Origin of the sequence: Erythrobacter sp., from assembly GCF_023653175.1 — a bacterium.
In the GTDB taxonomy this organism is placed as follows: Bacteria; Pseudomonadota; Alphaproteobacteria; order Sphingomonadales; family Sphingomonadaceae; genus Erythrobacter.
The window spans coordinates 23,332-37,856 of the sequence record NZ_JAMNXL010000007.1 but is presented as its reverse complement, the minus strand read 5'-3'; the positions used below and the strand labels follow the sequence as shown (position 1 = coordinate 37,856).

Genomic DNA, 14,525 nt, shown 5'->3' with positions numbered 1-14,525 from the left:
CCGCTACGCTCCGGGCGCCTGCGGCTCGCGCGCGTGCGCTCGCGGCCCGTCCGTTGGCGGGCCGATTTCTTGCGTGTTCTCGTGATGTGACCGGGGGCCTCGGACCTACTACTCCCTCTCCGCGAACATGCCCTCGATCATCGGCTGCAGGCCCGCGTGGAAGCGCGCCAGCACCTGCCAGTCGCCGACGCGTTCGTAGTGCGAGACGAGGTTCTCCCCGTCCCAGCGGTGGAGCGCGTAGGTGGGCGGCTCGGTGGTGATGAGCTCGCGCGCGTCTGGCACGTCCTTGTCGATCGGATTGAGATCCATCGCTACCAGCGGCGCGACCGAGGGCGTCACCCCCAGCGGTATCCCGGCAAAGCTGGTGGTGATCTGGCGGTGGAGATGCCCGCAATGGATCGCCTGCACCTGGCTCTGCCCTTCCAGCACATCGCGCAGGCGGATGATCCAGTCCTCGCTTGGCGCCGGATCCATCCAGTCGATCCCGGCGACGACCGGGGGGTGGTGCATGAAGATCAGCGTCGGCGTATCGGGCGCCTCGGCCAGCCGCTCCGCCAGCCAGCGCGCGCGCGCTTCGCAGAAGGCTCCGCCGTGGCGGCCCTCCTCGAGCGTGTCGAGGCAGATGATCCTGAGCCCGAGACCCGCTTCGACGACATAGTGGAGGAAGCCGCCCTCGGCCGGCTCAACCCCCGGAAAGGCGCCCAGCAGCCCCTCGCGGCTGTCGTGATTGCCCACCATCGGCAGGATCGGGATCGGGCAGGCGTGCAGGATCTCGATGGTCTTGGCGAAGCTTGCCGCATCGCCGTGATCGGTGATGTCGCCGGTCAGAACGAGGAAATCGGGGCGGTTGGGCCCCTCGATCAGCCGCTGCAAGGTGGCGCGGAAGCGGGTGAGGTTCAGCTCCTCGGGCTTTTCATCGGGGGCGAAGCCGACGTGAATGTCGGTCATCTGCGCGATCAGCACCGCACGGCCTGTCGAAGAAGCGCCCCCACCCATCGCTATGGTCTAGCCTGTGCGAGCTTGGCTGCAACCCTTGATTTGTCAGGGGGCGGCGGCTTGTAGTGCGGCGTCGGGCCCTTGGGCGACCACTGCCCCGAAGGCAAGTGATAGGCGTGGCACATCGCGCAGTCGCTGGGCACGATCTTGGCGGTCTTCACGGCCGCCGCGCCGAGGTGGCAGTCGCGGCAGCTCTTGAGGTCGGGCATCAAGAGGTCGCTTGCCGCCTTGGAGGTGTCCGCCGCGTGGCAATCGGAGCACCTCTGCTTGGCGTGCGCGGCATGGCTGAAATAGCCGCCGGTCAGGAACCGGTCAGGGAAGTTGACCGGCATCAGGTCGGCCTGCCCCGTCGGCCCGCGCGTGGGGAGGTGGCACTCGGTGCACACCCCGCCTGCCGTGAGCGCGTTGGAGAACCCGATATAGGAGCGCACCGGGCGGCCGAAATCGGCGCGATAGGCGGGCGAGGCGCTGCCGATCTGCCCCGGGCGCTGGCGACCGGGCACGAGCGCGGGGCGCGGCCCCGAGGTGATCCGCGCAAGGTCCTCGGCAAGGTTCTTCACGCTGCCGTGGCGCAGCTTGCTCAAGCCCCCGCCCGCCGTGCGGCCCGAGACGAGGCTGTGGCATGCCTCGCAGGCCTCCTCCATCTCGACCGGCTTGAAGGTGACCTTGTCCGGCGTGGCCACGTGGCAGTCCTTGCATTCGAGGGGTGCGCGATATTGCGCGAGGCTCACCGCCATCCGCGCCGCGCCGCCGCGCGGGTTCATGTGGACGTCATGCGGGAAGACCAGCCCCGACCGCTCGACCGGCACGCTCCCCACGCTGGCGCGCACCGGCTTGGCCGCGCCGAAGCTGGCGAAGTAGAGCGGGCGGAACTGCGGGTGGGTCTTGCCGAAATCATGCGCGTTGCCGAGGGCCGTGTCGGTGAGGCGGGCGTCCAGATCCTTGTGGCAATCGCCGCAGAAGGCCTCGCTCCCGGCTTGCGTGCGCACCGGGCCTTCGTGCTCGGAATGGCAGGCGACGCAGCCCAAGGGGCCTTCCTTGCCGAAGCCTTCCGCGATCATCCATTGCAGCGCGTCGCCTTGCGAGAGCGGCGCCATCCCCTTGGCAAGGCGCGGCTTTTGCGCGTGATCGCCGATGTCCTTGTGGCACGACAGGCAGGTCTCGTCCTGCACGCTTTCGAAAGCGGCGACGTGGCAGCTCTCGCAGTTGTCGGCGAGGGTATGGTGCTTGAGCGACAATTCGCCGCTCGTCCACGCGCTGTCCATCAGCACCGTGCCCGGGGTCTTGCCGGTGGGATCGGGCTTGGCAGGGGTGCGCAGCAGGTGCGAGGCGACCGGCAGGGCGAGCAGCAGGAGGATGATCGCGCTCGCGAACACCCAGCTCATCGCGCGCTTGCCCGGCAGCTTGGAGGCGAGCGCGAAGCCGCGCAGCGCGTCGATCTTGCCCTCGTCGGCGACCACCTGGCGGATGGTGATGGCGATGTTGCCATCCGCCTCGCGCGTCACCGCGAGGCGCGCCGCGCCGAGCGCCACCTCGCCGCCGGTGCGCGGGTCGATCACGCCTTCGGTGACGATCCGGCCATCGAGCCCGAAGCCCAATGTGCCGAGCGACTTGACCGCCAGCGTGCCGTCAGCCGCCAAGTCGATCCCGACATGGTGCTGCTCCACCGCAAGGTCGGGTAGGTGGATGTCGTTCTCGGCAGCGCGGCCCACCGTGAGGCGGGTCTGACCCAGCACCCGGTCGCGGACGATCTCGCGCCCGGCTGCGGTGAAGTCGATGGTGCGGATCAGGAACATGCGTCGCGCGCCCTCACCAGTAATAGAACACGCTGATCACATGCGCGGTGAGCGCGGCGATCAGGGCGACGGTGAGCGGAATGTGGACGAACAGCCAGATCTCCAGCATCGCGCGGATGCGCAGCGCGCCGCGGATCTGCTGGAGTTGGGCGTGGCGCTTAACGAGCAGGGCCTCAACGCGCTTCTCGGCCTCTGAACCGCCGTCCAAGCAAACCATGGCGATTGCTGTAGCGCAGCGCGGATAGCGGCCCGTCAGTCGAGCCAAGACGCCGCCATGGAACACGTCTTGCTTCAAGGCGGCGATGACCAGATCGGCCTCCCCGCGCGCCAGCGGCTGCGCGGCGCTCTCCAGCTGGCGGTCGAGCGCGGTGAGCGCATCGAGCATCTGCGCGCGGGTCATCTCCTTGCGGTTGGCCGAGAGGCTGGCGGGCAGGGTGGCGTAGACGATCACCCCGTAGATGCCGGTGATGATCACCAGCAGCATCAGCACATAGGCGAGCGTGTGGACGTTCCAGCCGATCTGGAAGCCGGTATGGAGCGTGCCGACCACGGCCAGCGCAAGGCCGAGATAGACGTGCGCCGATGTCCACGCCTTGAGGCTCCAAGCGCCCGGATTGATGCGCCGCTTCCTCACCCCGAGCAGCGAGAGCCACAGGATCAGCCCGAAGCCGATCGTGCCGAGCGTATAGCCATACCAGGTCCCGCCATTGGACCGCGGTTCCTGATCGATCAGCAGATAGCCCGCAATGCTCGCGCCCGAGAGCAGCAGCGCGATCCACAGCCAGCGGAAGCCCCTGTGCTTGAGGAAGCTGACATGGTCGCTGTCGCGCCGCCGCTCGTCCTGCGAGAAGCGGCCCGTGCCCCCGGTCTTTGCCCCTGCTTTGCCCACTGCCTTGGTCGCCATCACTCGATATCCTCGGTGAGCTTGGCGAAGGTCAGGAACTTGTCGGGGCTGACGCGGATCGCTGCGCCGGTGGGGCAGGCGCGCACGCAGGCCGGGCCGCCATCGATGCCGGAGCACATGTCGCACTTGATAGCCTGCTTGGCCTTCTGCCCGCCCTCCTTCTCGGCCGCTTTCTTGCGCCACGAATAGGAGGCCTCGCCCGGGCCGGGGCCCGTGCCGAACAGCATCCACTGGAGAAGGCTCGGCTTCTTGGGGGGCTTGGCGTCCATGCGGATCACGCCGTAGGGGCAGTTGCGCTGGCAATTGCCGCAGCCGATGCAAGTCTCGTCAATGAACACCTCGCCATCGGGGCCGCGCTTGATCGCGTTGGGCGGGCAATCGGCCATGCAATGCGGGTGTTCGCAGTGGCGGCATGACGTCGGCACGTGAAGATGCGCGTAGGTCTTGCCCGCCTCGCGGTCCAAGCGCGATAGGCCGTCATGGCTGTCGGCGCAGGCCTTCTCGCAATTGTCGCAGCCGATGCACAGCTTCTCGTCGATCAGCAGCACGTCGGTCGCCTCGCCGATGCCGTTGTCGACTAGGAACTGCGCGGTCTGCGAATAGAGATCGACCGCGCCCGAGAATTCGTCCTTGCGGCTCTCGATGAAGGCATTGGTGGCACGGCGGCCGGCCATGTCCTTCATCGCCCGCTCGCGCAGGGCGGGGCGTTTGTCGAGCAGCGCGAGGAAGCCCTCGCCGGGCAGGCGGATCACCTCGGACTTGATCGCCGCCTTGACCGTCGCGGTGCGCGCCGAGCCGTCGATCACCGCCATCTCGCCGAAATAGCTGCCAGCGGGGAGGTAGGAGAGGAACACCGGCTTTTCGCCGACCTGTTTCTCGACGATCATCGAGCCGCGGCGGATGATGAAGATGTCCTTGTCGTCCGCCCCTTCCGTGACGACGATCTCGCCCGCGCGCTTTTCCTCGACCCGGGCGGCCTCGACCAGGGGCGCGACATCTTCGCGGGTGAGGCCGGAGCCGAACATCTGCAGCAATTGCCGCTCGATCGAGATGCGCTGGATCGCGGTCTTGGCCGAGGGCACCTGCGATTGCAGCTTCAATGCGGCAAGGCGCGAGATCTCGACCACGATGGTGTCTTCCGCCGCGCGGATCGTCGCGCCGCGGCGGCGGCCCGAGATCAGACCGACCTCGCCGAAGATCGATCCGGCCTCGATGGGAATGGTGATCGACGGATCGGCCGGGTTCACCTCCACCGCCACCGAGCCGCTGGCGATGCCGAACAGCGACGATCCGGGCGCGTTGCGTTCGAAGATCACCTCGCCCGGCGCGTAGAATTTGGCCTCGGAGTCGAGCATGAATTCGCGCATCTGGAGCGGGTTCATGCCATTGAGGATCGAGACGCCCGCGCGCAGGAATTCCAGCCATTCCTCGGTCGAGCGGTTGCCGGGAAGGCTCGCGAACTTGGCGGCGATGATCGGCTCGTCCGCTGGCTTCAGCGCGGTGTTGCCGTTGATGAACTCGATGACGTCGTGGCCCTGGTTCATGCAGTGCTTGATCAGCGGATAGCCCGCCAGCGCGCCGATCACGAAGATGCCGGGCGCGGTCGATTCGAACACCGGCGAGAGGCGCGGGAAGGCACCGCGATCCTCACTGGTGAATTCGATCCCGCAGCCTTCCACGAAAGCGCGCGGCGGGGCCGAGCCGATGCGGGCGATGATCCTGTCACAGGGGATGCGGATTTCCCCGTCGCGGGTGGTGAGCGTGATGAAGCCCGGCTCGATCGCCTTGGTCTCGCTTTCGTTCCTGACGGTGAGCTTGCCCGCCTCGTGATCGGCCATCAGCGCGCTGACATTGGCCGCCTTGGCGGTCGGGAATTCGGTGCCGCGGTTGAGGATCGAGACGGTGTTGCGCTGCGCCGGGTCCTCGGCAAGCCCGCGCGCGTTCTCGATGCCTGCGTCCCCCGTGCCGACAATGATTATATGCTCGTCGACATATTCGGTGGGATCGTCGAGCTGGTACTGCACATGCGGCAGATCGGCGCCCGGGCAGCGCATCAGGTTGGGATTGCCCTGCGTACCGATGGCGAGGACGACGTTCTCGGCCATCACGGTCTCGCCGCTGGTCAGCTCGATCGCGTAGGGCGGGGCGTGGCGCTGGAGCTCGGTGACGTTCTTCGTCCCGTCGCGCGCGCGGGTGACGATCTGCTGCACCGAGCCGGGAATCGCCTCGCCGGTGCCGCGGATCGCCTTGGCCTCGGCCATGTACTTCACGTTGACCTTGTGGCCGCCGATCTGCTCGTCCCAGATGCCGAGAATCGTCTCGCGCTTGCCCGCCTCGAAATCGATATCGGATCGCAGCACCAGATTGCTGGGCGTCGCCATGACGTGCTTGCCCTTCTGGTACTTGTAGATCGTGTCGGACAGGTGATCGGTTTTCTCGAGCAGCACATGGCTGAGCCCCAGCGCCGCAGCACGCGCGGCAGCGCTGAGCCCGGCCGGCCCCGAACCGATAATCGCGACTTTGAAAATTTCGCCCACCTATCCTCCCCCTCGCGGATAGATCGCACCCCGTCAGCACCATAACCAAAACCGGCCCCGATGCCAGAGCGAATTGCCCCGTCACCCCGGCGGTGCTAGCGATGCGGGCATGGGACAGGGCGAAACGCTGCCTCAGGGCGGATCATCGAAGGCGGGCTGGGTCTTGCTGGGCGCGGCATTGCTGCTGGCGGCCGGCTCGATCGGGTTCAACATCTATCAGGGCGCGGGCGGGGCCACGGAGCCGGCAGCGACCGGCGGCGAAGGCGGAATCGACGCGCTGCGCGCCGCAGCCGAGGCCTCGACCGATGACGCCGGCCCATGGGGCGACCTTGCCTTCGCCTATTTCAACCAGGGGCAATATGATGACGCCGCCGCCGCCTACCGCCGCGCGGTCGCCATCGCGCCGGACGAAGCGGTGCTGTGGTCGGCGCTCGGCGAAACGCTGGTGCTGGCGAGCAAGCGCGACCCGCTCCCGCCCGAGGCCTTGCAGGCCTTCGAAAAGGCGCTGGCACTGGATCCCGAGGACCCGCGCGGGCGCTATTTCCTCGCGGCCAAGAAGGACCTCGACAAGGACCACGAGGGCGCGATTGCCGCGTGGCTCGATCTCCTTGCGGATTCGCCCCAGGGCGCGCCGTGGGAGGCCGATCTGGTGCGCACCATCGAGCAGGTCGGGCAGATCAACAAGATCGACGTCGCGGCCCGCATCGCCAAGGCGCAAGGCGAGCGCAAGGCCCCGTTGATCGCACCCGGATCGGGCGCGGTGGCGGGCGATCAGGCCTCGGCAAACCTGCGCGGGCCGACGGCAGCCGACGTCGCGGCGGCGGGCGCGATGAAACCGAGCGAGCAGCGGACCATGGCCGAAGGCATGGTCGAACAGCTCGAGACGCGGCTGGCCAAAGAACCCAAGAACCTCGATGGCTGGGTGATGCTGATCCGCAGCCGCATGACGCTGGGCGAGCCTGCCAAGGCCAAGGCGGCGCTCGATGCGGCGGTGAAGGCGAACCCGGGAAGCGCGGCGCAGCTGCGCGAGGCGGCGGCGGGGCTGGGGGTGACTTAGGGTCAGCGGATTTGGGATACTAGCCTTTGTGCCGCCAAGTCTTTCGGCCTGCGTTCACTGCATACGTGGTGTCTTTTGCACTTGGAGAGAATTGTGCGCGTGAGAGAATTTGTTTCGGGCGCGCTTGCCGTCGCGATGTTGACGGCTTCAAGCCCTTCAATGGCACACACGGAAAATTCGAATGATGAGGTTCATAACAGTGCCGGATCAGCTGAGCTTTGCGTTGCCGTCAGCGATAAAGTGAACTCCCCGAAGGGAGGCGTGAGATTCGCATGGGAAAGAATCGTCAGAATTTGGTCTGGCATCGGACACCATGATCAGCTTTCAGATAAAGATGTCGCGCAGATCGGTAAGATGTGGCGCGATAAGCGTACTTCGCTACGATGCACGCAGCTCGGTTTCAGCGTAACCAACGGGAGCATCTGGAAACTTGGTGTCGAGCGCAACAGCCAGGATTTTCTGGAAACCGCGCTGATCGATTGGCAACTCTCGCCGAACGACATGGACTGCACCGGAGAAACCCCGCTCGACTACATCGAGCGCGAGCTGATCACATCAAAAGGCACAAGCCGTGAGCGATTCCTCAAGAGTTATCGCGATCTTTTCATCGAATACGGAGCAAAGCGTGCGTCCGAACTGACCCCGGCTGAAAGGGTCGGAGTGGGCTGCCCCTAGCGCCGCTCCAGAGCGAGTCCGTGCAACCCGAATGATCTGACACGGCTCCCGGCCGCGCCTCGCCTACTTGGTCTGCGCCGGGACAAGCGCGGCGAGCTGTTCGCGGGTCAGCATGCTCGCCCCTGCCGGATAGGCATAGCCCGCCTGCATCGGGCTCACCGCGATGGCCTTGCGATAGACCACGCTTTCATCGTCCATCTGCTCCGCAGCCGGAGCGGCGGTGTTGATATCGAAGCTCACGCCCGGCAGCGCCGGGATCTCGCCCCCGCGCGACTTCGCCATTGCCTGCATCATCGGCGAAGCACTGGCGGCCATGTTGATGGTGAAGCCGACCTTGTAGGCGTTGTAGGTGCCGATTTCGGCGAGCCGCCAGCGCGCGCCCTCCAGCCGGTCGGGGAAGTTGACATTGAGCGCGAGGCCCTTGGGCAGCAGCGCAGCACCCTTGGCCAGCCCTTCGAGATGGGCGACGAGTTCGACCGACCGGCGGGCGACTTCATCTGACTGCGGATTGTCGAGGCTCGCGCTTTCCGTCCCCGCCCCGGCGCTCAGCGCAATCGCCGGAATGCCGAGCACCGCGGCCACCTGCGCCGCGCTGACCGTGCCCGAAGACAGGATGATCGCGCCCACGTTCTGGCCTTCATTGGGGCCCGACAGCACCAGATCGGGCGCCTTGCCCCAGCGCGCCATGGCGACCACCTCGATCCCGTGGAGCAGCGATGCGACCGGCGTGCCGTCGACATAGTAGAAGTCGCGGGCGCCTTCGCCGGGCAGGCCCTTGCGGGTCATCGGCCCGGCGCCCGGTGCCCCCGCCTCGGCGGCATCGTTGAGGCAGGGGGCCTTGAGCGGCGCGATCGGCCGCGCGATCCCGAGCGCCGCACCCTGGCCCGACTGGTTGGTGCACGGCACCGACACCACCACATCGTGCCCCGCCGCCTTCAGCGCCTCGTAAAGCGCGACGACATTGTTGGTGAGGCCGTCATCATTGGTGAGCACGATGTTGCGCGCCTCGGCCGGGCCCGCGGCGAGCGCGAGGCTGGCGGCGGCAGCGGCGGTGAGAAGGGTGGATCGCAATTTCGTGCTTTTCAGGGCCATGGCCGGTTCCTCGGGCAAGATCAGAAGTTGAAGCGCACGCCGAACAGATAGCGCTCGCCAATCCGTTCGACTTCGGAAGGGGTCGCGGGCGAGCCCTCATAGGCGACATAGGTCTCGTCGGTGAGGTTGGCGAGATCGGCGAACAGCGTGATGTTCGGCGTCAGCGCATAGCGTGCGGTGACATCGAGGTTCTCGAAGCCCTGCCGGAACTCGCCCGCGCCAAGACCGCCGATGGTGTCGAGGAAGTCGGTGCGCTTCTGGTAGGCAACCCGCAAGCTGAGCCCGGCATATTCGTAGAACACCGAGGCGTTGAGCACCGTGTCGGAGAGGCCCTGGAAGGCAAAGGTCTGCAGCGCGCCGGCGGCGTTTCGCGCGTCGAAATCGCCGCCCAGTAGCGTCAGGTTGCCCTGCACCCCGAGCCCTGCGAGCGCCCCCGGCAGAAAGTCGAACTGGGTCTCGATGTTGAACTCAACCCCGTAGAGGCTGCCGCTCTCGCCGTTGAAGGTCGAGCCGAGCAGGTAGTTCGAACGGTCGATTCCGCCGCTGTTGTAAAGGTCCGATCCGACCCGCTGCTGGCTCTGGTAGAGCACGTCCTCGACCCAGCGATGGAAGCCGGTGACAGACGCGATGCCGTTGCTGGCGAAGTAGTATTCGGCCGCAACATCGAGGCCCCAGGTGTATTCGGGGGTGAGGAAGGGGTTGCCGCCGCTGATCGTGGCGGCGGTGTCGCTGATCGAGGCGCCGACGCGGATCGCGGCATAGGCCGGGCGCGACACGCCGCGCTGGCCGCCGAGGCGCAGCACGAGGTTCTCGGTCGCCTCGTAGCGGATGTTGAGGCTGGGGAAGAGGTCGAAGAAGTCCTGCGCAACCGCGAGCGAGGCGGGCGCGGCGCCGATCAGCACGGTGCCGGCATTGTCGATCTCGTATTGCTCGGCGCGCACGCCGGCGACAACCTGCAGCGGGCCCGAATTCCACTGCGCCATCACGTAGCCGGCATAGATCCGCTCTTCCTGATCGTAGAACGAGGTCGGCAGCACGAAATTGGCCGGGTTGATGTTGTTGCGAGCAAGGGCTTCCTGCAGCGCGCGGTTCATCGCCCGGGTGTCGACATAGTTGATGCTCACCCCGAGCGGGAACTGCGTGTCCCATGGCCGGTCGGTGGCAAAGCTGTTGGGGTTGAATCCGGTCGCGGCGAGCGGCACCACGCCGCCGATGCCGATATTGTTGCCGGTGATGTCGCGCTGGGTCACATAAAGTCCGCCGCTGACCTTGAGGTCGCCGAGCTGCTTCCACCCGTCGAGCCGCGCCGAATAGGCGTCCGAGGTCACGCCCTGAACGATCGGGATCAGCACGGTGCGCTGCAGGTTCTGTTCGGTGATCGGGATCGCGGTCAACTCGGCCCCGCGCGAGAACACCCCGGCGGTGTTGACTGTGCGAAACAGGCGCACGACCGGGAAGCGTGCATCGTTGCTGCGATCATAATCGACGCTGATCGAGCGGATCGAGGACTGGATCAGCGGCAGATCGGTGGTGTTCTCGGTGCGGGTGTAACCGACGATACCCTTGAGACCGCCTTCATCGGTCTGCCAGTCGAACCCGGCCGAGCCGATGTAGTTCTGGTTGATGTAGATCCCGTCATTGTAGTTGGTGGTGATCGACACGTTGTCGAGGCTGCCGCTCAAGAGCCCGCGGGTGCCGCGCGCGGCGGCCTCGCCGATCTCGATCTCGTAGGCGTGGCGTTCCTCGCGGTCGCGGAACTCGGTGAAGATGCCGGTCACGAAGAACTTCAGGTCGTTGCTGGGGCGGAACTCGAAGGCGCCGAAAAGGCCGTTGTTCTCGCGGGTCAGCTCGTAGTTGCGGATGTCGATGTCGATCGGCACGCCGGCCGCGTCATAGCCCGCCTCGCGGTTGTCGGTGACCTGATCGCGCAGATAGTGCGAGCCGCCGAGCGCGAAGCCGACGCGGTCGTTGGTCCACGAGACGCGCAGCGAGCCCGAGCGCTGCTGTCCCTCGCCAAGGCTCATCAGGCCGTAGCCCGCATCGCCGGTGATGCCGAAGCCGGCCTTGCCGTCGTCGATCGGGGAGAAGGTCTGGAGGTCGACCAGCGCGGTGATCGCCTCGGCGGTGATGTCGGGGGTGAGTGTCTTGTTGACCACCAGCTGCTGGAGCAGCACCGCAGGCACTGCGTCGAAGCGGAAGGCACGCTCGCCGCCGCCTTCGTCGGTGCCGGTCTGGGGCAGGCCGTCGATGCTCACCGAAGTCCAGCGGTTGGGCGCGCCGCGCACCTGGATGTAGCGCGCCTGGCCCTGGTCGAGCTGCACCGCGACGCCCGGCAGGCGGGCGAGGGCGGCGGCGACGTTCTCGTCGGGGAAGCGCCCGACCGAGTCGGCGGTGGCGACATCGACAAGGTTCACCGCCTGACGCTTGGTCTCGGTCGCGTTCTCGAGCGAACCGCGGATCGAGCCGGTGACGATGATTTCGTTGGCGTCCTCGGCGGGTTCTCCGGCAGCGGTGTCCTGCGCGTGGGCCGGAGCGGTCATTGCCAGGGCGGCGAGGCCCGTGCCGGCGAGCCAGAAATTGCGCGAAAAGCTGGTGGTGTCAGTGAACATCTGCAAGCGCCCCCTTGATCGGATTCGCGGTGCAGTTAGAACGCCTGTAAGTAAGCGATGTGACAAATAGCCGATAGGGCCTGCGTGCCAGTCGGAACAGGCGAAGGTGTGGCAATTCGATGGGCAAGGCGCGCGAAATTGTCATTGAGCGGTCAGGGAGTGGCCGTGGAAGCGACACGAAAACGACGGAATTACGCCTGATTGACGCATTGCTCCGGATGTGGGCCGAAATGCCGATCGATCAGATCTCGGTCCGCGCGCTGGTGCACGAGGCGCATTCGGCGCAGGCGGCGATCCATTATCACTTTGGTGATATGGAACGTTTGTATGTAGCCGCCTCGGCAGCGGCCCTGACGCAGGCGGAGCGGTGGATGGCAGGCCGCCTCGCCGCGCTCGCCCCGCTCGCGACGGTGCGGATCCCGCCCGCCATGCAGGCTGCGCTCATCAACGCCACCATCGCCGACTGGACGGGGGAGCAGCGCCGCCTCGCCATGGCCGCGCGCCATGCGCCCGGGCCGGGCTGGGAGCGCAGCCACCGCCAATTTTGGACCGGAATCGCCGAGGTGATCGGGCTCGGCGCGCACGCCGAGACGATCGCCTGCTACGCGCATGGCGAGGCGGCGCGGCACCTGCTTGTCTGGAACCCGGTGATCGACCGCGCGCTGCTCGAGGAGACCACGACAGCGCTGGTCACCTGGCTCGCCGCGCGGCGCTTCGGCGAGGAGGGGGCGCGCACCGCACACCGCGCGCTGGCGCGCGCCGGCTATCGCGAACCGCCGCCATCGGCCACGGGCGAGCGCGCCGTGATCGCCGGGGCGGCGGCCGATCTGCTTGCCGCGCAGGGCCACGCCGGGGTCACCTTCCGCGCCGTCGCTGCCCGCGCCGGGGTGACGCTCGGCAAGGTCGTCCACCTCGTGGGCACCAAGAGCGAATTGCTCGCGCTGGCGCTCCACCGGCTCTACGAGCGCGAGGCACTGGGCGGCGATCCCGAGCAGTTCCAGGCCCAGCGCTTCGCCCCCCACGCGATGCTGGCGATCATGCTCGATGCGGTGCTCGCCGGGAGCCAGCCGGTGCTGGCGGCCTATGATGAGATCGAGCGCGCGATCTACAACGGCGCGGACCATGCCCCGTTGCGCGGGCTGGTGCGGGCGATGGAGGATCCGAGCGGCACCTGGGCGCTCACCCAGCTGCTGGGGGGCGAGGAAGCGCCGCCCGCCTCGCTGGTCGCCGCCTTCTCCGCGATCCTGAGGGGCGTTGGCCACCGCGCGGCCCATGCTGCCGATCCGCCCGAAACCTTGCGCGTTGCGGCCGAGGCCGCGCTACGCCCGTTCCTGCCACGGGCATGAAAAGGGGCCCCGCACCCGGACGGCGCGGGGCCCCTTGTCTCCGCCGAGGCGCTTACACCACCCCGAAGGCCAGCATCGCGTCGGCCACCTTCTTGAAGCCGGCGATATTCGCGCCCTTCACATAGTCGATATAGCCGCCGCCCTGATCGCCGTAGCGGATGCAGGAATTGTGGATGCCCGCCATGATGTCCTTGAGCATCTGCTGGAGCTCGTCCTCCTTCCACGACCGGCGTTCGGAGTTCTGGCTCATCTCGAGGCCCGAGACCGCCACCCCGCCTGCGTTCGAGGCCTTGCCCGGCGCGTAGAGGAGCTTGGCCGCCTTGAAGGTGTGTACCCCGTCGAGGTCGGTGGGCATGTTCGCGCCCTCGGAGACCGCGCGGCAGCCATTGGCGACCAGCAGCTTGGCGTCCTCGCCCAGCAACTCGTTCTGCGTCGCGCAGGGCAGGGCGACATCGCAGGGCACGCCCCACGGAGTCTTGCCTTCATGGAAGGTCGCGTTGGGGAATGCCTCGACATATTCCTCGATGCGGCCGCGGCGGTGGGTCTTGTGGGTCTTCACCCACTCGATCTTTTCCTGCGTGATCCCGTCGGGATCATGGATGAACCCGCCCGAATCCGACAGGGTCAGCACCTTGCCGCCAAGCTGGACGATCTTCTCCGCAGCGTGGGTCGCGACATTGCCCGAGCCCGAGATCACCGCAGTCTTGCCGACCAGATCCTCGTCCTTGGTCGCCAGCATGTTGGCGAGGAAATAGACCGCCCCATAACCGGTCGCCTCGGTGCGGATCAGCGAGCCGCCCCATTCCAGCCCCTTGCCGGTCAGCACCCCGGTGAAGTTGTTGGTGATGCGCTTGTACTGGCCGAACATGAAGCCGATCTCGCGCCCGCCCACGCCGATATCGCCCGCCGGAACGTCGATGTCGGCGCCGATGTGGCGGTAAAGCTCGGTCATGAAGCTCTGGCAGAAGCGCATGATCTCGCGCACGCTCTTGCCCTTGGGATTGAAGTTGGAGCCGCCCTTGCCGCCGCCCATCGGCAGACCGGTCAATGCGTTCTTGAAGGTCTGCTCGAAGGCGAGGAACTTCAGGACCGATTCGGTCACCGAGGGGTGGAAGCGAATCCCCCCCTTGTAGGGGCCGATCGCGTTGTTGTTCTGGACGCGCCAGCCGCGCTGGACGCGGATGTTGCCGGCATCGTCCTCCCAGCACACGCGGAACGACACGACGCGGTCGGGCTCGGCGATGCGGCGGAGGATCTGCTGGGAGTGGTACTCCTCCTTGTCCTCCATGAATTCAAAGATGTCCTCGGCCACTTCCTGGACCGCCTGGACGAATTCCGGCTGGTACGGATTGCGCTTCTTGACGCCCTCCATGAAGCCATTGAGGTCGACGTGATCGGTAACTGCCATGATGAATTCCCCCCCCTGCTCGTGACTATACGCGCCCCTGATGCACCTCGCTTGTCGATTTGCGGCAGTTACATCTCCCCAAATAATGGCGCTTCCATGGCAGTC

General features: G+C 66.8%; 10 protein-coding genes. 3 read left to right on the top strand and 7 right to left on the bottom strand.

Annotated features, from left to right (window positions below):
* Window positions 1-108: 108 nt before the first annotated feature.
* The 4 genes from NBV68_RS01855 to NBV68_RS01840 are packed head-to-tail and all read right to left on the bottom strand — an operon-like array spanning window position 109 to window position 6,233.
* On the bottom strand, window positions 109-996 hold the full coding sequence (locus NBV68_RS01855; protein WP_296306730.1) for a phosphodiesterase: 888 nt from the start codon (window positions 994-996) through the stop codon (window positions 109-111).
* Between the two features lie 2 nt (window positions 997-998).
* Window positions 999-2,792, bottom strand: coding sequence for a cytochrome c3 family protein (locus tag NBV68_RS01850; RefSeq protein WP_296306728.1), 1,794 nt, complete (start codon window positions 2,790-2,792; stop codon window positions 999-1,001).
* A gap of 13 nt (window positions 2,793-2,805) precedes the next feature.
* Window positions 2,806-3,696, bottom strand: a complete 891-nt coding sequence (locus NBV68_RS01845; protein WP_296306727.1) for a hypothetical protein — start codon at window positions 3,694-3,696, stop codon at window positions 2,806-2,808.
* The gene (locus NBV68_RS01840; RefSeq protein WP_296306725.1) at window positions 3,696-6,233 is read right to left on the bottom strand and encodes a cyclic nucleotide-binding domain-containing protein; all 2,538 of its coding nucleotides are present in this window, start codon (window positions 6,231-6,233) and stop codon (window positions 3,696-3,698) included. The genes NBV68_RS01845 and NBV68_RS01840 overlap by 1 nt, the downstream gene beginning before the upstream one ends.
* 109 nt (window positions 6,234-6,342) lie before the next feature.
* Between NBV68_RS01840 and NBV68_RS01835 the strand changes: the two genes are divergently transcribed.
* Window positions 6,343-7,290, top strand: coding sequence for a tetratricopeptide repeat protein (locus tag NBV68_RS01835; protein ID WP_296306723.1), 948 nt, complete (start codon window positions 6,343-6,345; stop codon window positions 7,288-7,290).
* A gap of 99 nt (window positions 7,291-7,389) precedes the next feature.
* Entirely contained in the window at window positions 7,390-7,965 is a 576-nt protein-coding gene (locus tag NBV68_RS01830) for a hypothetical protein (RefSeq protein ID WP_296306721.1), read from the top strand.
* Between the two features lie 63 nt (window positions 7,966-8,028).
* On the opposite strand, the gene NBV68_RS01825 is transcribed toward NBV68_RS01830, so the two are convergent.
* Both NBV68_RS01825 and NBV68_RS01820 read right to left on the bottom strand, forming a co-directional pair.
* Entirely contained in the window at window positions 8,029-9,057 is a 1,029-nt protein-coding gene (locus tag NBV68_RS01825; RefSeq protein WP_296306719.1) for a 5'/3'-nucleotidase SurE, read from the bottom strand.
* 20 nt (window positions 9,058-9,077) lie between these two features.
* On the bottom strand, window positions 9,078-11,666 hold the full coding sequence (locus NBV68_RS01820) for a TonB-dependent receptor (RefSeq protein ID WP_296306717.1): 2,589 nt from the start codon (window positions 11,664-11,666) through the stop codon (window positions 9,078-9,080).
* Between the two features lie 119 nt (window positions 11,667-11,785).
* Between NBV68_RS01820 and NBV68_RS01815 the strand changes: the two genes are divergently transcribed.
* Window positions 11,786-13,012: a TetR family transcriptional regulator gene (locus tag NBV68_RS01815; RefSeq protein ID WP_296306715.1), complete on the top strand. Its 1,227-nt coding sequence runs from the start codon at window positions 11,786-11,788 to the stop codon at window positions 13,010-13,012.
* A 52-nt stretch (window positions 13,013-13,064) separates the two neighbouring features.
* On the opposite strand, the gene gdhA is transcribed toward NBV68_RS01815, so the two are convergent.
* The gene (gene gdhA / locus NBV68_RS01810; protein WP_296306713.1) at window positions 13,065-14,420 is read right to left on the bottom strand and encodes an NADP-specific glutamate dehydrogenase; all 1,356 of its coding nucleotides are present in this window, start codon (window positions 14,418-14,420) and stop codon (window positions 13,065-13,067) included.
* Between the last annotated feature and the right edge of the window lie 105 nt (window positions 14,421-14,525).